A 21,210-nucleotide genomic window follows, 5' to 3' on the forward strand; every position below is an offset into this window, starting at 1 on the left:
ATGGATAGTACTGCTAAAGGGCAGGCTGTAGCAGGAGGAAAGTGGGCTGTTGATTTACGCCATGTGTCTCATCAGTACCGGCAAACAGTAGCGTTGCGCGATGTGTCGCTGCAAATCCGGCGCTGTGCAACGGTAGGCTTGATTGGACCAGACGGGGTAGGTAAGTCGACGTTATTGTCGCTGATTGCTGGTGTGAAAATTATTCAGCAGGGTGAAGTGTTGGTATTTGGTGATAGCATGGCGGATAAGCATAGCCGCCAGCAGTTAAGTCACCGTATTGCTTTTATGCCACAAGGTCTTGGCCAGAATCTTTATCCGACTTTGTCTGTTAATGAAAATGTTGATTTCCATGCCCGCTTATTTGGTTTGCGCGGAGCAATGCGGCATGAGCGTATTAAGCGTTTATTGCAAGCTACAGGGTTGTCACCTTTTGCCGATCGGCCAGCGGGTAAATTGTCAGGTGGAATGAAACAGAAGTTAAGTCTGTGTTGTGCGCTGGTTCACAATCCTGAGCTGCTGATTCTGGATGAGCCAACAACGGGAGTTGACCCGCTATCCCGACGCCAGTTCTGGGAGCTCATTGATGATTTGCGGGTAGAAAACCCAGATATGACGGTTATTGTGGCCACTGCCTATTTTGATGAAGCCAAACGTTTTGAATATCTGCTGGCAATGGATGATGGTCATCTGATTGTTAATGCACCCACGCAGCAGGTTCTGGAAAAAACACATACGGATACGCTGGAGCAGGCTTATGTGAAAATGTTGCCTGAGTCGAAACAGAATAAAGCCGGCAGTTTAAAGCTGACGCCATTTGTTCCTGATAAATATTTACCGCCGGCAATTCAGGCAAAAGATTTAACCAAGCGTTTCGGGGATTTTGTTGCAGTAAATAATGTTAGCTTTACAATTGAGCGTGGTGAAATTTTCGGCTTTCTGGGGTCGAATGGTTGCGGTAAATCGACAACAATGAAAATGCTTACTGGTTTGCTGGATGCCAGTTCTGGGACTGCTCAATTGCTTGGGCATACGGTTGATGCCGATGATATGACGACGCGAATGAAGATTGGATACATGTCGCAGTCGTTTTCTTTATATGAGGAATTAACGGTACAGCAGAATCTGGTTTTGTCTGCGCGACTATATCGTATGGATATGGCGCAGATAGATTCTTCGGTTCAGCAGTCCTTACAGCAGTTTGATCTGGTTGAATTTGCAGATATTCAGCCTAGTCAATTGCCTCTGGGCATCCGGCAGCGTTTACAATTGGCTGCGGCTTGCCTGCATCATCCGCAAGTATTGATTCTGGACGAACCAACATCTGGGGTTGATCCGGTGGCCAGAGATATGTTCTGGCATCATCTACTTGATTTATCCAGAAAGAATCGCACAACTATTTTTGTGTCCACACATTTTATGAATGAAGCGGAACGATGCGACAGGATATCGTTTATGCATCAGGGACGGGTGTTGGCTATTGGTACGCCAGCAGAGCTGTGCGCTAATAAGAATACAGATGATCTGGAAACGGCGTTTATTGATTATTTGCAGGAAGCAGTAGACAAAAATAAGGCTAGTCAGCCGGCAGCGGTTGAACAGAATCCGCTACAAGAAACCAGACTGGCGCAATCTGCGGGTAAGGCAATGAACACTGATAGTCTGAGCTACTGGCTAAAGACTGTGTGGACGTTTGCTGTACGTGAAGGTAAGGAATTGCTGCGCGATAAAATTCGCCTTTTTTTTGCTTTGTTCGGGCCAGTTGTCTTAATGATGATGGCTGCGTGGTCGGTATCTTTTGATGTAGAGCATGTCAAGTTTGCGGTAATCGACCGTGACCAGACGGTGGAGAGTCGGGCCTTAATCGAACATTTTCGCGGTTCAAGCTATTTTACCTTTACTGGTAATCTGCATAGTGCCAGTGAGATTGACCAAACGCTGAAAATTTCACAGGCAAGGCTCGTTATTGACATACCACCAAATTTTGGTCGCGATTTGTTGCGTGATGATAAGCCGGAAGTGGGGTTTTATGTAGATGGTACGATGCCGTTTATGGCTGAAAATATTAAAAGTTTTATTCTGGTGGTATTGAACCGCTATGCTACGGTTCAGTGGGCGCAGAAAGGTTTACCGATTTCGCTCAAATCTAGTGCGCAGATTGCGCCGCGCTATGTTTACAATCAGGATTTCAAGAGTATTTTTGCGATAACACCCGGCATGATTATGATGGCGATGATGTTGATACCTGTAATGATGACAGCGCTGGGCGTGGTGCGGGAGCGAGAAATTGGCTCGATTACTAATCTGTATACTTCACCGGCATCGGTAAGGCAGTTTTTGATTGGTAAGCAGATACCTTATGTTTTTGTTTCCTTTATCAGCTATCTGATACTGGTATGGCTGGCAGTAGTGGTATTGGAGGTACCAGTACGTGGTAGTTTCTTTGCCATGAGTCTGGGGGCGCTAGCGCTGATTTGTGCGGCCACAGCTTTCGGTTTACTGATTTCCAGTTTTGTAAAATCGCAAGTAGCAGCAATTTTTGGTTCTGCAATTTTATCACTGATTCCGGCGCTGAATTTTTCTGGTCTGCTTTATCCCTTATCCACGCTGACTGGTGTGAATTACTGGTTTGGCTGGAGTTTTCCAACCGCATGGTATCAGTTAATCAGTATGGGTGGTTTTACCAAAGGTTTGGGCTTTCTGGATTTTGTTAACTATTATTTGGTACTGCTGGCATTTTGTCTGGTGTATGTATTTCTGGCCGGCCGCTTGTTGAAAAAGCAGGAGGTGTAGATGCTGCAATGGTTTAAAAATGTGTGGGTATTAAGTATTAAAGAACTAAAAAGCCTGTTAAGCGATGTGGTTATGATTGCTCTGATGGTAGTAGTACTGTCTTTAGCCATATATTCAGTGGCCACCAGTATTTCTACGGAAGTGCGCCATGCTTCTGTAGCGATAATGGATGCTGATCACAGTGTTCTGTCCTACCGGATTCGTGATTCTCTGCTGGAACCCTATTTCAAGCAGCCGGTGGAGGTGAGACGTGAGGACGTTGAAGCAGCTATGGACAAGGGCGATTATGTGTTTGTTCTGGATATTCCGGTTAATTTTGAACGTGATGTGATAGCAGGGCGTTCTCCTACCATTCAGGTACTGGCTGATGCTACTTCGGTTACTCAGGCAGGTATCGGTTTTAATTATTTAAGCCAGATAATTGACACTCAGACGCGCTCTTTTTTGCGTCAGCCGGTGGCAACTGAATATTCTCCGGTTACTCCGGTGTTGAATACTCAGTTTAATCCCAATGGTGAATCTTCATGGTTTATTGCTACGATGAATGTGGTTTCAAATCTGACTTTACTGGCGATTATTTTAGTTGGTGCGGCGGTAATTCGTGAACGTGAGCATGGGACGATTGAGCAGCTGCTGGTAATGCCGGTACATCCTAGTGAAATTGTGATGGCCAAAATTTTTGCTAATGGTGCGGTAATTTCAGTGGCTTCGCTGCTGTCGCTGTGGCTGGTGATTGAGGGTTGGCTAAATATTCCGATTAATGGTTCGGTGTCTTTGTTTAGTCTGGGGATGATTATTTATCTGTTTTCTGTGGCTTCACTGGGTATCTGGTTTGCGACGCTGGCACCAACCATGCCGCAATTCGGTTTGCTGTGTTTGCCGATATATGTGGTAATGCGCTTGCTTTCAGGATCGGAATCTCCGCTGGAAAGCATGCCGGTTTTTTTTCAGTATATAACTTGGTTTTCTCCAGAAACCCAGTTTACTCAGTTTAGTCAGGATGTGCTGTTTCGCGATGCCGGACTGGATATTGTCTGGCCGAAAATTATTATGATGACAATCATGGGTGCGCTGTTTCTGGCTTTGGCGCTGTCACGCTTTCGTGGCATGCTGGCGCAGCATTCATAATGGTTGTACCGAATTTTGGGGAAGTAAGTTAATGAATAAAATATGGTTGCCAGTATTATTGGCTATGGGATTAATGGCAGGCTGTAGCAGAACCGATATTCAGGTAAAATCTACAGTAGGTGTACCACAACAATTTGACCAGAATGTTAATGCCCGAGGGGAGGCGGATATCAGTCGCTGGTGGCAGGTTTGGCCAGACCCGGTATTGAATGACTTGATTAGCACTGGCTTAAAAAATAACCGTAATCTGGCCAAAATGAAGGCCAACATGCTTTCTGCACGTGCCAGTGCGGCCATGACCAAATCTGATTTGGGACCTTTAGCCGGAGTGGGAAGCAGTGGCAGCTTCCACCGTTACAATGGTGCCAATGGGCTTAAAGACCTGTATCTGCCGGGAATAGGCAATACTAAAGATTATTTACAGGCAACCGGCTCACCACTGGGTGATAATCGTACTCGCATGCATGGCAATACTGTGCATGCAGGTTTTACTGCGAGCTGGGAACCAGATGTATTTGGCCAGAAGCGTAGTGATGCTGATGAAATGCATTATCTGAGTCTGAGCGAAACAGAACGCTGGCATGGTGCCCAGATGATGCTCAGTAGTGAGATTGCAGATAATTATCTGAATATGCGTGCCATGCAGCAGCGGGCGAAAGTAGGTGAACATAGTGTTGCTACGTTAAAACAGTTGCAGCGCTATACGGTTGGGCGTTTTCGGGCTGGTGAGGCAACAGCTTATGATGTCAGAGAGGTTGATGCCAAATTGTCTGCTATGCAGGCACAGATAGCCACTTATTTGGCTCAGGCTGATGTTTACCAGCGCAATATTGCAGTATTAACTGGCCAGCTACCACAAGGTTTTACTGTTGCTCCTGAGTCTCTGGATATCTTGCAGCATTTGCCTTCTGCACCGGCCGGACAGTTGCCTCTAGACATGATCACCCGACGGCCGGATATCCGTACTCAAGAAAATGTGGTAAAAGCGATGGGAGCAGGTCTGGCTAGTGCTAAAGCAGATCGCCTACCACGTTTTTCACTAAATTTTCTATGGCAAACTGGCCAGATACATTTAAATCACAATACATCATATTTAAAAAATGTTAGTGGCCTGCTGGATGCAGGTATGACTATACCGGTATTTACTGCTGGCCGGATTAAACACAATATTGAAAGAGCAGATGCACAACTACAGGCAGCAATTGCTGAGTATGATAGTATGATTTTACAGGCTCTGGCTGAAGTCGATAATGCCTATCAGATGCAGTTCAGTCTGTTTCAGCAAACTAATTTAATGCATCAGGCGCAAACACAAGCGGCCAGTCAGGCTAGTGCGGCTGAGAAGCTGTTTCGCTTTGGTGACATGACTCTGGATCGTAGTTTACGCGCACGTTTAAATGCAGAGGATTTGGCTGACAAACAGATTCAAAGCCGGTTGGAAGAGGCGCGTAATCTTGTGAGTCTGTATAAAGCGCTCGGGGGTGGCTGGCAGATGGATGTGAATGAGTAATTCTGGTCTGGCTTTATAATATGGATCAATGAATAAATATGGTAAATATATAAGGGTGTTGAAAAAACTTTTTGGCAAATTTTATTTCATGTGATAGGTTATAGTATTAAGTTGCAGAGGGATTCAAGTAAATTACTGGTTTATTCATGTAGTTAATTTTTGTGATGCTTGAGTAATTCAGTTTATTGAATATTTTGCTTTAATCTATATTATCTTTATTAAAATCAACATTATCATTGTTAATAGTTGATGATATGATTAAATTTTGCATGCACATGCATAAGTGTTACGGTACCTGAGATTTCATTTGTTGAACTGAATTGAAACGATAATGAATTTGTGATTATTGTTTTTTGTATACAGGATTATATTTTTCATTAGAAATTATAATTCTGATATTTTTTGCTGTAGGGCCAGTATGCGTTTTCACTTTTCATTTGTTATTTTTCTTCGTGCATTATTAGTGCTGGTTCTGCTTGAACTCGGAGCTTGTGCCTCTTTTCAATATCAACCTGTCGCAACGATTGATCATGTTGATGAGGATAAGGGATATCGCCTTAAACATGCATTATTAAACAATGATCCTAAAAATCAGGATGATGTAATCGGTATTGTTATGTTTTCTGGTGGTGGTACGCGAGCAGCAGCATTCGGGTATGGTGTATTGGAAACCTTGAAAAAACAGCAGGTGAAAATTAATGGTAAGCAAACTAATCTGCTGAATACAATTGATGTTGCTTATGGAATTTCTGGTGGTTCGGTTCTAGCTGCTTATTTTGGTTTACATGGTTCTGAAACGATTCCTTCATTTGAACATAATTTCTTAAACCTGAATCTGCAAAAAATGATGATAGGGCAGGTATTTTCAATGGCTAACTGGTCTCGTTTGGCTTCCCCCCAGTTTGGCCGTGGTGATTTATTACAGGAACAATTAGATTTACATTTATACCATGGTGCAACTTATGCTGACTTAAACTATAAGCGTAAGGGACCGTTTACGATTATTAGTGCTACAGATATGAGCCTTGGTAGCAGATTGGACTTTACTCAGGAATATTTTGATTTGTTGTGTCTAGATCTCAATCAGATGCCGATTTCTCGTGTAGTTGCTGCTTCTAGTGCGGTTCCACTGGTGTTTTCACCGGTGACATTAAATAATAATGGTGGTAACTGTCATTATCGTTTGCCAGATAATGATCCGTTTGATAATGCTAATGGTATGAATGGAAGGGCCGAATTCAGAGAGAAAACACGTGCAATATACCGTGCTAATTTGAAACAATATCAGGATAGCCAGAAGCGACCTTACATACATTTTTTAGATGGTGGATTAACTGATAATCTGGGTTTACGTAGTTTGCTGGATACAACTGAGTTATATAGCAACAAGGCATTGTATGACCAGTTGGAAAGTGCTCGAATAAAAAAAGTTATTATTATTAATGTTAATGCACAAACACAAAGGCGTAATGTAATTGACAATAGCGCTAATATTCCTAGTACTGGGGAAGTTGCAAAGGCGATTACTATACCTATTGAAAAGTACTCAGAGGATACACAGCGCCAGTTTCAGAAGTATGTTGATTGGTGGAATGAGAATCGCTCAGGTGATACACCCCGGGTCTATTACATCAGTGTAAATTTGCTGGATATACCGCCTTCACCATTAAGAGAGAAAGTAATTTATATTCCGACTACATTTTATTTATCTCATAGTGAAGTCAATAATCTGCGCAAGGCTGCTAATCAGTTACTGACACAATCTCAGGAATATCAACGACTGATTAAAGATATTGGTATCCCATCAGTAGCTACAGAGAAGGAACCATCATTTACTTTGTATGATGATGAGGCGTCTGATACAGACACAAATGCAGATACAGATACAGAAGATTCTGATACAGCAAATAATCTACAAAATAATTTGAATAATGTAGTAAATTTTATCAATACTGAATCTTTACCATTATGGCGCTGATTCTTTGGTTTGGGTAATGAGTAAGAAGTTATCGGGTACCTGTACATTAGTTCCAATTGTCTTTTGTCATTACTCATTTATTTTCTGTATAAGAATACTATTTTTGATAAAGCCTAAAAGTTATTTTTAGGCTTTTTTGATTTTTCTTGCTGCTATACGTCAGTTATCGCTGTATGGTAATTATGTATGAACAGCAAATAAATCGATATCTTGCAATAAATATTTATTATTAAGTCAATTGGATATCTTATTTATGATTGCAGCTATTGATAATAGGTGCTGACAGGTAACAGCCGCCAAGCCTAAAATTACTTTTATGTGAACTTGATATAGCTAAATGGGTTTAATAGGATATATATATGAGTTAATTTTTTTTAATTTGTAATTGATGTTAATTTTATTATCATTTTTTAGTAATGAAATAGGTTTTGTTGTGTTATAGCCACAGAATCAAGCAAAAATAACCGACTTTTTAATTTGTATTCTTATTATTATTTCAATATGTTATAGGTTTTTAATTGTCTTGCAAAGACATTGATATGACTTAATAATAATATATGCAAACTATATAAATATATTTAAAATTGAATGAATTATTTTATTTGTATGCATAATCTATGGTTTATAGAGTTACCTCCTTATTATTCTAATAGCATAATTTATATTTCAATCTTGTTTCTATGTTAATGATTTTTGCTGAATAAAATCTTAATTTTTTTCTTTTAAATCAATGAAAAAACACTCTATCTATCTTTTGAGGAAAATGTGAAATTCTTCTTACATATTAGCTATATGTGATTATTTAATTTAATTATATGCTTTTGGTGTTTACAAAATACTAAAGTTATCATTTATTTTCATACCTATGAAAATAAAGACAAAAATTAAAATCGTACAAGCGCACACTAGTCTTGGTTCATTCAGGAGAAGGTAGATATATGTTGAATTGGGTTTTGACTAATATTCAGGAGTCACCAGTTATTCTGCTGTTTTTGTCGTTAAGTCTAGGCTATTTACTGGGCAGTATCCGCTTCGGTAAATTCCAGCTTGGCGGAGTCGCTGGCTCTCTGTTGGTGGCCGTGATTTTGAGCCTGCTCAATGTTCACATTGATTCAGGTCTTAAAGCATTGCTGTTTACTTTATTTATTTATGCTGTTGGTTACGAAAGTGGCCCTCAGTTTTTCCGTTCACTGGGTGTCAAAACTCTGCGTGAAATCTTTCTGGCGCTGTTTATTGCCATTACCGGCTTTATTACGGTGATGATTATGGCACGTCTGTTCCATCTGGATAAAGGTTTAGCTGCTGGTTTAGCTGCCGGTGGCCTAACCCAGTCAGCCATTCTAGGTACTGCTGCTGATGCTTTGACGCACATGGGTTTGCCTGCAAATGAGTTACAACAATTGCAGGCTAATGTAGCCATTGGTTATGCAGTGACTTATATCTTTGGTTCGCTCGGTGCAATTATTATCTGTATGAATGTGCTGCCGAAGATTATGGGACGTGATATTCGTGATGATGCGGTAGCTGCTGAAGCTGAGCAACTGAAAGGTGCGATGGCACTTGAAGGTAATCAGGGGATGGCTATTACACAGATGGTTGGCCGTATTTATGTGGTTGAACGTGATATTCATAAGACCATCAAAGATATCGAGCTAGAAAATCTGGGTGTTACTATCGAACGGATTAAACGTCATGGCAATTTGATTGATTGTACGCCATCTACAGTGTTAAAACATGACGATATTATTCTGATTGTTGGTCGTCGTGAAGCTGTTACTTCTGTCAGCTCTCTGTTTGGCCGTGAGCTCGATTCAGAACCAGGCCTAGAAGTTATTGTAGATACCAGAAATGTGGTATTCCGCAATCCGGAATATGCCAATAAAACAATGACTGAAATCCGTTCAAAAGTACACACGAGTGACAATGAGTTTGAAATTCAGCATGGTATCTATCTGATTGCGTTGCATCGTAATGGTGAAAAGCTGGATATCACTCCTGATACGGAATTTAAGCTGGGCGATGTAATGACCATTTATGGTTCTACCAGTGATATTAATCGTGTTGTTCATATTATTGGTGCGCCGATTACGGTCAACAGTAAAACGGACTGGGCTTATCACGGTCTGGGTGTGGTACTTGGCCTGATTATCGGCTGGGTGGTAGTTCGTATCGGCAATATCCCGATTACTCTGGGTGCTGGTGGTGGCGCGCTGTTGTCCGGCTTGTTCTTTGGGTGGCTACGTGCTCGCAAACAGACTTTTGGCAATATGCCGGCTGCTGCTTCCCAGTTCATGAAAGATTTTGGTCTGGCCGGTTTTGTATCTGTAGTAGGTTTACAGTCAGGTTTACAGGCAATTACGACTATTAAAGAACATGGTTTGACTTTGTTTTTAATTGGTGTCGTGGTTACTTTGGTTCCGATGATTCTGGCTATCTTCTTTGGTCGCTATGTGCTCCGTTATGACAATGCAGCAGTTTTTGCTGGTGCTTTGTCTGGTTCACGTAGTGCCAATCCTGCATTTGGTGAAGTTCTGGATAAAGCAGGTAATGCAATTCCGACTACGCCATTTGCCGTTACATATGCATTAGCCAATGTGTTCCTAACATTGTTAGGCCCATTGATTGTGGCTCTTGTTTGATATGTGCTTTTAACTTCTTGAGGAAACCGTTATGACTTCAAAACATGATTTTGAAAAATATGCTAATTTAAGTCCGTTTGAGTTGAAAAACCATTTGATTGACTTGGCACAGAGCCGCAATGATCGCATGATGCTTAATGCAGGCCGTGGTAACCCTAACTTTCTGGCTACTTTGCCTCGCAATGCGTTTTTCGAATTAGGTTTATTTGCAGCTGAAGAATCTGAAATTTCTTTCTCTTTCTTGGATCAGAATATCGGTGGTATGCCTTTCAAAGATGATTTGATGGCACGTTTTGATGATTTCATCCGTCGCAACCGTCACAAACCGGGTGTAGACTTTCTAAGTAAAGCTATGTCTTATGTTCGTGATCAGCTTGGTTACAACCAACATCAGTTTTTGCTGGAAATGACTGAAGGTATTCTGGGCTGCAATTATCCGGTACCAGACCGTATGTTGCGTTTGTCTGAAGAAATCGTTAAAACCTATATCCTGGAGGAAATGGGTGCCAAAACGATGAGTAATGATGACATCGATCTGTTTGCAACTGAAGGTGGTACTGCTGCAATGGCATATATTTTCAGTTCACTGAAACAGAATGGCCTGATTCGTCACGGTGATAAAATTGCTCTGGGTGCACCGATTTTCACACCTTATCTAGAAATTCCTGAGCTAAACGATTATGAACTGGAAGAAGTTTTGATCAATGCCGATCCGAAACTGGACTGGCAGTATCCTGAAAGCGAATTGCGCAAACTGGAAGATCCTTCGATCAAGGCTTTCTATTTGGTTAATCCATCCAATCCACCTTCAGTGAAAATGGATGATCGCAGTTTGCAGATTATTGCCGACATTGTGAAAAAACGTCCAGATTTGATCATTCTGACTGATGACGTGTATGGTACATTTGCTGAGAATTTTGAGTCTCTGTTTACTCTATGTCCATACAATACTATTTTAGTTTACTCATTCTCTAAATACTTTGGTGCAACCGGTTGGCGCCTTGGTGTAATTGCCATGGCTAAAGAGAATGTATTAGATAAGAAAATTGCTGAACTGCCTGAAGATGAGCGTCAGGTATTGCATAAACGTTATCTGTCTATTACTCCTGAACCGGAAAAATTAAAACTGATCGATCGCATGGTTGCTGATAGCCGAGCTGTAGCTCTAAATCACACTGCTGGTTTGTCTACTCCGCAGCAGGTACAGATGGTACTGTTCTCTCTGGCTGAAATGATGGATACCAAGAAACAGTATAAAGATGCTCTGATGGCGTTGATTCGCAATCGCAGCGCTGCCATGTACAAACAGTTGGGTATTAAACACGAGTTTAATGAAAACAGCGTGGATTACTATACCTTGGTAGATATGGAAGATACTGCCCGTCAGTTATACGGTGAAGAGTTTGCTGAATGGGTTGTTAAAACCAAAAATCCAAATGAACTACTGTTCAGAATTGCGGATGAATCTGGTGTTGTATTGTTGCCAGGTAAAGGTTTTGCTGTTCGCCACCCATCTGGCCGTGTATCTTTAGCTAATCTGAATGAATACCAGTACAAAGCTATTGGTGCTTCATTGCACAAACTGGCTTGTGAGTATCATGAAGAATTTAAAGCCAGCAAGTAATTAATTTTACTGTAGCTTAAATATCAGCACCGTACTTTTCAAAGTACGGTGCTATTGCGTTTGCCAGTTCTTATGTGCGAATAAAAATCCTGCTTAGGTTCGATATCTGGTTGTTAAAACGGTATAGTTTTGCCTTGTCAAAGCTGATTCGAATCCATGGAGGAGAGTAGGAATGCACGTACATTTTATTATTCACGAAGATTTTGAAGGTCCGGCAGCTTGCGAAGAGTGGGCGAAAAGCAGAAGGCATCACATTTCGTATTCACGTCTGTATCTTGGCGAAAAGCTGCCAGATTCTGCCGTGAATCTGGATATGCTGATTATTATGGGTGGTCCGCAATCACCTTTAACTTCAACTAAGGAATGCTGCTATTTTGATAGTAACGCAGAACAAAAACTGATTACTGATGCTGTTGACAAAGGTAAAGCTGTATTGGGTATCTGTCTGGGCGCGCAGTTAATAGGGCAGGCGTTGGGTGGAATGGTGGAAACCAGTCCCAATAAGGAAATAGGCTATTTCCCGATATATCTGACCTCAGCAGGTTTAACTGATGAGCTTATTGCGCATTTTGGTAAGGAGTTAGTTGTAGGGCACTGGCATGGAGATATGCCGGGCTTAACAGCACAGGCACAAATTCTGGCTTACAGTACCGGTTGTCCGCGGCAGATTGTGCGTTATGCACCTTTGGTATATGGGTTTCAATGTCATTTGGAGCTGAATACAGCAGCAATCAATGCACTGATTACGCATTCCAGAGCTGATTTACATCATGCAGGTAAATACTCTTTTATACAATCTGAACGGGAAATACAATCGTTTGATTACACGGTAATGAATCAGCAGCTATTTGTTTTTCTCGATAAATTTATGCAGAGATACCAGACGCAGCATTGAATGCGGCTGAGAATTATCTGGTTTAAAAATAAATTTTGCTTAATATTTTTACTGTGTTTTATTTAGGAAAGAATCGTGCAACAGCCGCCAGAGCCTGCTCTTTCAATGCAGGTGTAATGGCTGCCTGTAGTTGCCTGCACACCATGGTTATTACTGCTATGTCATCAGTGAATCCGAATGGCCCAAGAAAATCGGGAATCAGGTCTATCGGGCTTAGAAAATAAACTAAGGCACCAAGAATAAGCATTTTACTTTGTAATGGCGTTTCGGGTGATTTGAACAGTAGATATAAAGTATATAGCTGTACAGCAACGGGTTTGCCCAGACGCAGGGCGTTTTTGGCAAGTTTGGCTAAAAAGCCCCGCTCATTAAACCGGGACTGGCGGATATTTACATTTTTGGGTAAAAAATTCATTTTTTTACTTTCATATCAATTGATTGATTGCATATGGTTTACTTTAAAGCAGTGGGAGACAAGGCTACTTTTAAGCGAGCTTGATGGCGCTGCTGGTTAAAGCGGATATCAAACCACCAGAAAGCCGATTTTTTTACTGACCAGAATTGTTGTGGTAACCAGACACCATTCAGCAGATAGGCACAAAACTGGCCAATCCATGGTTGATGACCAACCCATATCTGGGTGGCAGTTGGTTGCTGCTGTTGCAGGAAGGTAGCTAGATTAAGCGGATGGCTATCTGGATTAAGTGACTTATGAATAGTCAGAGATTGTTTAAGATAATTTGCTGTTTGCTGTGCTCGTACTGCTTCAGAGCAATAAACCTGATAATTGTTAGGCAAATGTTGTTGCAGCCACAAGGCGCTAAGTTTAGCCTGTTGCTGGCCCTTGCTGGTTAATTTGCGCGCCATATCATTCCAGTTGTCTTCTGCTTCGGCATGGCGCCATAAAATTAAATCCATATCTTACTCCTTTGGGTAATGGTATCAGGATGCAGTGAGCTGTTATGCTTATGTTACAATTGTTTGGTTTGCAGACTGCAATCGGATAGTAGGGGCATTATGATGGTTCTGGCAATGTTATACAGACTATCTTTGTATTTTTTAATCAAGCATTAACATTGAAAGACTGGTGTGAATCGATTTTCTGCTGAAGGGGAGCTGAGTCCCAAGAATGGCGGGCAGCTTGCGGATCGCCTTCATGTTTATATGCAACTAATGCGTGTAGACCGGCCAATTGGTACCTTGCTGCTGTTGTGGCCAACATGGTGGGCACTATGGATTGCTGCAGATGGCCATCCAGACGGGCTTCATATATTGTTGTTTACTATTGGTACATTTTTAATGCGCAGCGCTGGTTGTGTGATTAACGATTATGCAGACCGTAATTTTGATGGTGCCGTTGAACGCACCAACCAGCGACCATTCGCTTTGAAAAAAGTTAGTAAGAAGGAAGCACTTACATTAACTCTGGTATTGTGTGCTTTGGCAGCGCTGTGTTTACTGCCCATGAACTGGCTGACTTGTATTATGAGTATTCCAGCACTGTTTCTTGCTATAACATATCCGTTTACCAAACGTTTTTTTCCTTTACCGCAACTGTATCTTGGGCTGGCATTTTCGTTTGGAATTCCGATGGCGTTTGCCGCTGTTAGTAATCATGTGCCGCCAATTGCCTGGGTTTTACTGGCAGCCAATACTCTATGGACTTTGGCCTATGACACAATTTATGCTATGGCAGACAAAGAGGATGATTTAAAAATCGGTATTCATACTTCTGCGATTACATTTGGTCAACATGATATTACTGCGGTAATGATGTGCCATGCTGGCTTCGATGTACTGATGATTCTGGCTGGCTGGATGATCCATGCCAGTTTCTGGTACTGGCTGGCTTTACCGCTGGTGCTCAGTTTGCAGTACTGGCAGTGGCTGAAGATCCGTACCCGTGATCGTAAGGTGTGCTTTACTGTGTTTGTGCGCAATAACCGGATTGGGCTTATCTGGTTTGTTGGACTGTTACTGCACTACTGGCTGAGTAAGTCATAAAGATTAAGAGAAGTAATGAGTAGGCAAGAGATAGAATTTTTTGTAGTTTGATTGTATTTGAATAAATTGCGCATTAATGGCGAAGTAAATATATCTGTAGCCGGATTGATACAGCCTTAAAGTGTAGTTTTGATAGGAATTGAATATGAGCATGAGTTTGATTGGGGATATTTTACCGGTTTCACATGTGGTTCTGGATTTAAATGTAAGCAGTAAAAAGCGCCTGTTTGAAGAAGCCGGTTATTTATTGTCCCAACAGGCAGGTCTTGCGCAGGAGGATGTATTTAATTGTCTGTTTGCGCGTGAGAAGTTGGGTTCTACTGCATTAGGCAAGGGCGTAGCTATTCCTCATGGGCGCATTAGCGCAGTGAAGGATACCGTAGGTGCCTTTTTTCGCTTACAGACTCCCATTGCATTTGATGCGCCGGATGAACAACCGGTTAACATGATATTTGTGTTGTTGGTACCGGAAAATGCCTCAACCAAGCATTTAAATGTGCTATCAGAACTGGCTGGAAAGTTTTCACAAAAATCTGTACGTAATGCATTGTTATCTGCAACAGATGCCGAAAGTGTGCGCGAAATACTGATAGCAGAACAGGTATAAGGAAGAATTATCATGCCCAGTATATCAGTACGGCGCTTATACCATGATAATCAGACAAAACTGAAACTCGCTTGGTCTGCTGGCACGGCTGGTGCAGATAATCGTATCAGTATTGATGCCGACAAGCCGGTATTGGCACTAGTTGGTCACCTGAATTTTATTCACCCCAATCAGGTGCAAGTGATCGGGATAGCTGAAGTAGAATATCTGAATAAAATTGAGGCTGGTGAAATTAAAACCACACTCAATGAGTTATTCGACCTGACTATGTCGCTGATTATTGTTGCCAATGATTTACCCGTTCCGTATATGCTGCGTGATTATTGTCATACGCATAACGTGCCCCTGCTGACATCCAAAACGGAAAGTCCTTTTCTGATGGATGTATTACGCATCTATTTGCAACGGGTACTGGCTGCATCAACTGTTAAATATGGCGTATTTCTGGATGTTTTTGAAATCGGAGTATTGATTACCGGCCAGTCTGGGTTGGGAAAAAGCGAGCTGGCGCTGGAATTGATATCGCGCGGACATGGTCTGGTGGCTGATGACGCGGTGGAATTGTATCGTATTGGACCAGAAACGCTTGAAGGGCGTTGTCCTGCAATGCTTAAAGACTTTCTTGAAGTACGTGGATTGGGTGTACTGAATATTCGGGCAATTTTTGGTGAAACGGCTGTGCGACCAAAAAAGCAGTTACAGCTGATAATTAATCTGGTACTGGCAGATGACAGTCATATGCAGCGCATAGATCGCCTCAGTATCAAAAGTGAAACTGAAAGCATTCTGAACGTATCCATTCGTAGTGTTACTCTGCCTGTGGCGGTTGGGCGTAACCTGGCAGTGCTGGTAGAAGCAGCTGTTAGTAATTTCATTTTGCAGATGCGTGGAAAAGACAGTACTAAGCAATTTCTGGATCGTCATAATTCAATGCTGAAAGAGGACGCTGTGATTCATGAGGATAATATTGATTAGCGGATTATCCGGTTCCGGAAAATCTATTGCTTTGCGTTTATTGGAAGATGTTGGCTTTGTCTGTGTGGATAATCTGCCGGTAAAACTGTTACCAGGTCTGATTGAGCACTATACTGCTAGTCATGTGGTACAGCTGGGTGTCAGTGTGGATATACGCTCTCGTTTTAATCCGGCTGAAGTGATAGAGCTGCTAACCAGCTTACGTGCTCAAGGACATCAGGTTGATTTGTTGTTTTTAACTTCTTCTGTGGCCGTATTGTTACGCCGTTTTTCTGAAACACGCCGCAGCCATCCGTTGGCACAAGAACACAAAACTTTAAGTGAAAGTGTTACTGCTGAACAGCAATATCTGTCTACTTTACAAAGCTATGCTTATGTAATAGATACCTCTTTGCTGAATGTTCCGCAATTGCGCCGGCAGATTCAGCAATGGTTACATCTTCCTGTTGCTCCAATGCGTGTAGTGCTGGAATCTTTTGGGTATAAATATGGAGTGCCCGCAGGACTGGATTTTGTCTTTGATGTTCGCTATCTGCCTAATCCATACTATGATTTTCATCTGCGCCCCTTTAGTGGTCTGGATGAACCTGTCAGGATATTTTTTTCCCAGCAGCCAGTAATGGCAGAAATGATTGAGGATTTGGCCGGTTTTTTGCTGCGCTGGTTACCGCAGATGGAAAAGGAAAGCCGCAGCTATGTTAATATTGGTATTGGCTGTACTGGTGGTCAGCATCGTTCAGTTTATATCGTGGAAGCTCTGGCGCATAAAATAAATGCCTATTCCGTACTGGTGCGGCACCGGCAGTTAGAATTAAGTAATAATTCCGAAAAAACGGTATAATACGAACAGTGAGTTATTCAGGCAGCCTGAAATCAGGCTGCCTGTGTGTTTTTGTATCAAGTGTTTTGTGTATCAGACGAGGACAATTTATGGCTATTCAATGGTATCCCGGGCATATGAACAAAGCCAAAAAAGCCATTGCCGAGCGAATTAAGAGTGTGGATATGGTCATTGAAGTACTCGATGCCCGTTTACCTGCTTCAAGTGCCAATCCATTACTGGCAAAACTGTCTGGTGACAAACCTAAATTGAAAATTCTGAATAAACAGGATTTAGCCGATCCTGAACGTACTGAATTATGGTTGGAAAATTACCGTTCCCAGCCCAACACTAATGTACTGGCACTGGATGCATCGGAAAAACAGTCTGCCAGTAAAATTATTGCAGCCAGTCGTACTCTGGTACCAAACCGTCATGGTTTGGATCGTCCATTAAGAGTCCTGATTTGTGGTATTCCCAATGTCGGTAAATCTACCCTGATTAATGGTATGCTGGGTAAACGTAGTGCCAAAACAGGCAATGAACCAGGTATTACCAAGGCTGAACAGCGGCTGATACTAGCTGATGATTTCTGGTTATATGACACGCCCGGAATGTTGTGGCCAAAAATTATTGTTGAAGAGGCTGGTTATAATCTGGCTGCCAGTGGAGCAGTCGGCCGTAATGCGCTGGATGAAGAAATTGTTGCGCTGGAATTACTTGATTATCTGCGCCGGCATTATCTGCCCTTACTTCAGCAGCGCTATCAGGCTGACCTGAGTGAAAGCCCACACTGGCTTGATGATCATTGGCTAAGCTGGATAGGTCGCAAGCGCGGTGCCTTATTAAGTGGCGGGCGCATTGATTATCAGAAAGCTGCTGAGCGTCTGCTTACTGATTTCCGTGATGGATTGATTGGCCGTGTTACATTAGAAACACCCAATCAATGGGCAGTGTGGCTGAAAAAAGGACAGCAGCAGGAAGCACAGCTTAAAGCCGAGCGTGCAGCTAGAAAAGCAGCACGCAACGGGTAGATTAATCTTTTATAGTTCATTTTGACAGCATTTAAAGCCTTGAAACACATACCATGAATCATTCTGTTTCCATCGAAGCACTGATTGAAGCCGCATTACTAACCCAAAGTGAGGCGTTAAGCGAGCAGGTATTATCAGCCTTGAGGGAGCCGCCATTATCCGCAGAAGAATTAAGCGGCATACTGGCAGCCTTGTGTGAGCGCTGGCAGGAACGGGCGTTGAATCTTGTACATAGTGCAGAAGGATGGCGTTTTCAGGTAATTAGTACAGCTTATCCGCAACTGGCCAGTCTGGATGTACAGCGCACACCACGTTATTCGCGCGCAGTTCTAGAAACACTGGCTATAATTGCCTATCAGCAGCCAGTAACCCGCAGCGATATAGAAGCGATTCGCGGAGTTGCGGTTTCCAGCAATGTTTTACAAACCCTGCAAGATCGAGGCTGGATAGAAATTATCGGACAGCGAGATAGTGTAGGGAGGCCAAATTTGTGGGCCACTACAGCTGGTTTTTTAAGTGATTTGCAGTTGGAAAATTTAAGTCAGTTACCGCCTTTAACAGAATTGGGTGAACTGGTTTTACCCGATTTAAATGAACCTGCCGTGGTTCAATCTACCGCAGAAGAACCGTCAGATGACGGATTAGGAGTATAAAAATGAGTCAAGCCAACAAAAAATTAACTAAGCGCCAGATACGCGATGGTGTAACCAGTAAAAGCAGTAAGCCTACCGCAAGCAAATATACTGTTGGTAAAGCGAAATCTGTCGTTAAACGGCAAAACGAGACTGCTACGCGGTCTGCGTTTTCTCAGCCTGAAACAGCACGCGGTGCTAAAGTAAAAGTTCAGCGAGCCAGAAAATTAGTTCAGCGTACCCCAAATCAGGAAATTTTACAGCGTGCTCGGATGCTGAAAGAACAGCGTATCAATCTGGAAAAGATGGAACCTGTACGCTTGCAAAAAGCGCTTGCTGCTTCTGGTGTGGGTTCACGGCGTGAAATGGAGCAGTGGATTAGTCAGGGAATGGTACGGGTAAACGGCAAAGTAGCCCAATTAGGAGACAGAATTACTCCAGAAGATGAGGTTAGCGTACGCGGTTCAGCTATTAATATCAAATGGCCAGATCGCTTACCGCGTATTATGGTGTATTACAAACAGGAAGGTGAAATTGTCAGCCGCGATGACCCACAGGGGCGCATTAGTATTTTTGACCGATTGCCGCAAACTGCCAGCAGTCGCTGGGTGGCCATTGGTCGTCTGGATATCAATACGTGTGGTTTGTTGATACTTACCACCTCTGGTGAACTGGTAAACCGCTTTGCGCATCCCAGTTTTGAGGTAGAGCGTGAGTATGCAGTACGTGTGTTGGGTGAGTTGAGTGATGAGCAGAAACAAAGTCTGCTCAACGGGGTTGAGCTAGAGGATGGCATCGCCAAAGCGCAGTATTTATGGGAGCAGGGGGGTGAAGGTGCTAACAGATGGTATAACATTATCATTAAAGAGGGCCGTAACCGTGAAGTAAGACGTCTGTTTGAAAGCCAAGGGCTTACTGTTAGCCGTCTGGTTAGGGTGCGCTTTGGACCTATTGCATTACCTAAACGGCTTAAACGTGGTCAATATTATGAATTTAATGAGTTTGAGGTGGCCAATATCATGAAATGGGCTGGTCTGTATCAATCCGACTCTGCAAGGAAAAGGTAGTAATTTAGCCTATAATTCTTTTATAAAATATCCCAGTTTATGTTATATCTGATTAAGGGTTGTAGTAAATTTTTTACATTAAATTCTGGTTTTATTGATATAAATCAATAAAAAGTGTAGTTTTATACACAATTTAATTAAATACTTTGTATTCTTTTGCTAATCGGCGCAATATATATACTAGAGCGACTTTTGTAGTGTTTGTCTGGTTTCCACATTCAAGAAAATGGAGTCATAATGATTTCACCGATGCAGGTGCCTGAAATTGAGCACCGTACATTTGAATTGACACATTACGATGGGGTAACACGCACCGTATATTGTACTGATGTAGAAACAGAGTTTCCTGATGGCTGTTTAATTACTTCAACGACAGATCTTAAGGGAATTATCACGCATGCGAATGAAGTATTTGTGCATATGAGCGGATGGGCTCGTGATGAGTTAATGGGTGCTGAGCATTATATTCTGCGTCATCCAGATATGCCTAAAGTGGCCTATAAGGATTTATGGGATACCGTGCAACTGGGAAAAAAATGGCACGGCTACGTGAAAAATTTACGCAAGGATGGTGGCTTCTACTGGGTATATGCCACCATTGTTCCCAATATTCGCGATGGTGTCATTCAGGGGTATACTTCAGTGCGGCGTAAGCCATCACGTAGCAAAGTATTAGAAATGCAGAGTCTCTACGAGGGGCTAATGAAAGAGGAGCGGGGTAATTCATGACTATTAATTTTCTGATTGCACCTGATTTTCCTCCAGAATACTATGCAGGCTGGCACTTTCTCAATACCCGCCTGCAAAGATTGATAGATGTACCTGTACATTTGTGCATGGCCAGTAATGCTGAAGAAGAGCAGCGGGAAATTGACAATGATAATGTTGATATCATTTATGCCAATCCATTCAATGCTTCTAAGCTAATACGCAAATTAGGCTATTTACCCATAGTACGCCCAATAAATCGTTTCGATGAAATGATAATTGCCAGTGCAGCAGAAAGTGAAATTAAATCATTAGATGACATCAAACCCGGTACTTCTATTCTGTGTACGGAAAATTATGATGTTAAACTGATTGCCTTGCGCTTATTGGAAGCAGTCGATATAGAAGAAAAAGACCTTACATGGATTAAAAGTGAATCATTTTCAGCAGTAGCTCGCGGACTGATCCAGCATGAGGGTGATATTGGTTTTTTTATGTCATCTGCTTATCATAAATTAACCTCAATTACTCGTAGTCGTTTAAATCTGCTGATTGAAAGTAAAATCAAAGATTTATATCATGTTGTTTTGTTGCATCCTCGTAATGCCGATATGCTTGAAACATTACAGAATGCATTCAGCTCTATGCATGAAACGCCTGCCGGTGAAATGCTGCTTGAAGACTTAGGCTTGAATGATGGGTTTGCTGTATTAAAGCAAGAAGAAGTTGAATTACTGATTGATCTGATTGAAACGTTACGCGATTAAACCTGTCGCAACCATTTTTATTTTATAATTGA

General features: G+C 42.1%; 18 protein-coding genes. 16 read left to right on the forward strand and 2 right to left on the reverse strand.

All coding sequences use genetic code 11. The features are described 5' to 3' along the window. From rbbA to BHC51_RS02295, 7 genes are all read left to right on the forward strand, one after another. Positions 1 to 2,790: a ribosome-associated ATPase/putative transporter RbbA gene (rbbA, locus tag BHC51_RS02265; protein WP_100153216.1), complete on the forward strand. Its 2,790-nt coding sequence runs from the start codon at positions 1 to 3 to the stop codon at positions 2,788 to 2,790. Beyond that, a complete protein-coding gene (locus BHC51_RS02270) occupies positions 2,791 to 3,918 on the forward strand; it encodes an ABC transporter permease (RefSeq protein WP_100153217.1) in 1,128 nt (375 codons plus the stop codon). It begins immediately after the preceding gene. Between the two features lie 31 nt (positions 3,919 to 3,949). Further along, complete coding sequence (locus tag BHC51_RS02275) at positions 3,950 to 5,428, forward strand: efflux transporter outer membrane subunit (RefSeq protein WP_100123826.1); 1,479 nt, start codon at positions 3,950 to 3,952, stop codon at positions 5,426 to 5,428. Between the two features lie 418 nt (positions 5,429 to 5,846). Further along, complete coding sequence (locus BHC51_RS02280; RefSeq protein WP_100100028.1) at positions 5,847 to 7,406, forward strand: patatin-like phospholipase family protein; 1,560 nt, start codon at positions 5,847 to 5,849, stop codon at positions 7,404 to 7,406. 938 nt (positions 7,407 to 8,344) lie between these two features. After that, positions 8,345 to 10,045, forward strand: a complete 1,701-nt coding sequence (aspT, locus tag BHC51_RS02285; RefSeq protein WP_100100029.1) for an aspartate-alanine antiporter — start codon at positions 8,345 to 8,347, stop codon at positions 10,043 to 10,045. Between the two features lie 31 nt (positions 10,046 to 10,076). Beyond that, on the forward strand, positions 10,077 to 11,669 hold the full coding sequence (locus tag BHC51_RS02290; protein ID WP_100100030.1) for a bifunctional aspartate transaminase/aspartate 4-decarboxylase: 1,593 nt from the start codon (positions 10,077 to 10,079) through the stop codon (positions 11,667 to 11,669). Positions 11,670 to 11,841: 172 nt separating this feature from the next. Then, a complete protein-coding gene (locus BHC51_RS02295) occupies positions 11,842 to 12,564 on the forward strand; it encodes a glutamine amidotransferase-related protein (RefSeq protein WP_100100031.1) in 723 nt (240 codons plus the stop codon). Between the two features lie 58 nt (positions 12,565 to 12,622). On the opposite strand, the gene BHC51_RS02300 is transcribed toward BHC51_RS02295, so the two are convergent. Then, complete coding sequence (locus BHC51_RS02300) at positions 12,623 to 12,979, reverse strand: YkvA family protein (RefSeq protein WP_100100032.1); 357 nt, start codon at positions 12,977 to 12,979, stop codon at positions 12,623 to 12,625. A 38-nt stretch (positions 12,980 to 13,017) separates the two neighbouring features. Further along, positions 13,018 to 13,482 carry a SixA phosphatase family protein gene (locus BHC51_RS02305; protein ID WP_100135365.1) on the reverse strand — a complete coding sequence of 155 codons (465 nt, stop codon included), beginning with the start codon at positions 13,480 to 13,482 and terminating at the stop codon, positions 13,018 to 13,020. A 198-nt stretch (positions 13,483 to 13,680) separates the two neighbouring features. Here BHC51_RS02305 and ubiA point away from each other — a divergent pair, with 198 nt between their 5' ends. The 9 genes from ubiA to BHC51_RS02350 all read left to right on the forward strand — a co-directional run bounded on the left by ubiA (position 13,681) and on the right by BHC51_RS02350 (position 21,178). After that, the gene (gene ubiA / locus BHC51_RS02310; RefSeq protein WP_100123911.1) at positions 13,681 to 14,568 is read left to right on the forward strand and encodes a 4-hydroxybenzoate octaprenyltransferase; all 888 of its coding nucleotides are present in this window, start codon (positions 13,681 to 13,683) and stop codon (positions 14,566 to 14,568) included. 151 nt (positions 14,569 to 14,719) lie between these two features. Next, positions 14,720 to 15,175 carry a PTS IIA-like nitrogen regulatory protein PtsN gene (gene ptsN, locus BHC51_RS02315; protein WP_100123912.1) on the forward strand — a complete coding sequence of 152 codons (456 nt, stop codon included), beginning with the start codon at positions 14,720 to 14,722 and terminating at the stop codon, positions 15,173 to 15,175. Between the two features lie 12 nt (positions 15,176 to 15,187). Next, positions 15,188 to 16,150 (forward strand): HPr(Ser) kinase/phosphatase, encoded by a 963-nt coding sequence (gene hprK / locus BHC51_RS02320; protein WP_100100034.1) that lies wholly within the window; start codon positions 15,188 to 15,190, stop codon positions 16,148 to 16,150. After that, positions 16,131 to 16,991, forward strand: a complete 861-nt coding sequence (gene rapZ, locus BHC51_RS02325) for an RNase adapter RapZ (protein WP_100100035.1) — start codon at positions 16,131 to 16,133, stop codon at positions 16,989 to 16,991. Before hprK ends, rapZ begins: the two co-directional genes overlap by 20 nt. An 89-nt stretch (positions 16,992 to 17,080) precedes the next feature. Beyond that, a complete protein-coding gene (ylqF, locus tag BHC51_RS02330; protein ID WP_100123828.1) occupies positions 17,081 to 18,004 on the forward strand; it encodes a ribosome biogenesis GTPase YlqF in 924 nt (307 codons plus the stop codon). 53 nt (positions 18,005 to 18,057) lie between these two features. Next, positions 18,058 to 18,657 carry an SMC-Scp complex subunit ScpB gene (gene scpB, locus BHC51_RS02335; protein WP_100135504.1) on the forward strand — a complete coding sequence of 200 codons (600 nt, stop codon included), beginning with the start codon at positions 18,058 to 18,060 and terminating at the stop codon, positions 18,655 to 18,657. Positions 18,658 to 18,659: 2 nt separating this feature from the next. Further along, on the forward strand, positions 18,660 to 19,703 hold the full coding sequence (locus BHC51_RS02340; RefSeq protein ID WP_100100037.1) for a pseudouridine synthase: 1,044 nt from the start codon (positions 18,660 to 18,662) through the stop codon (positions 19,701 to 19,703). A 237-nt stretch (positions 19,704 to 19,940) separates the two neighbouring features. After that, entirely contained in the window at positions 19,941 to 20,432 is a 492-nt protein-coding gene (locus BHC51_RS02345) for a PAS domain-containing protein (RefSeq protein WP_257381629.1), read from the forward strand. Beyond that, positions 20,429 to 21,178: a PhnD/SsuA/transferrin family substrate-binding protein gene (locus BHC51_RS02350; protein WP_100100038.1), complete on the forward strand. Its 750-nt coding sequence runs from the start codon at positions 20,429 to 20,431 to the stop codon at positions 21,176 to 21,178. Before BHC51_RS02345 ends, BHC51_RS02350 begins: the two co-directional genes overlap by 4 nt. Positions 21,179 to 21,210 lie beyond the last annotated feature (32 nt).

It is taken from the genome of Snodgrassella alvi, assembly GCF_002777745.1.
Lineage (GTDB): Bacteria > Pseudomonadota > Gammaproteobacteria > Burkholderiales > Neisseriaceae > Snodgrassella > Snodgrassella alvi_D.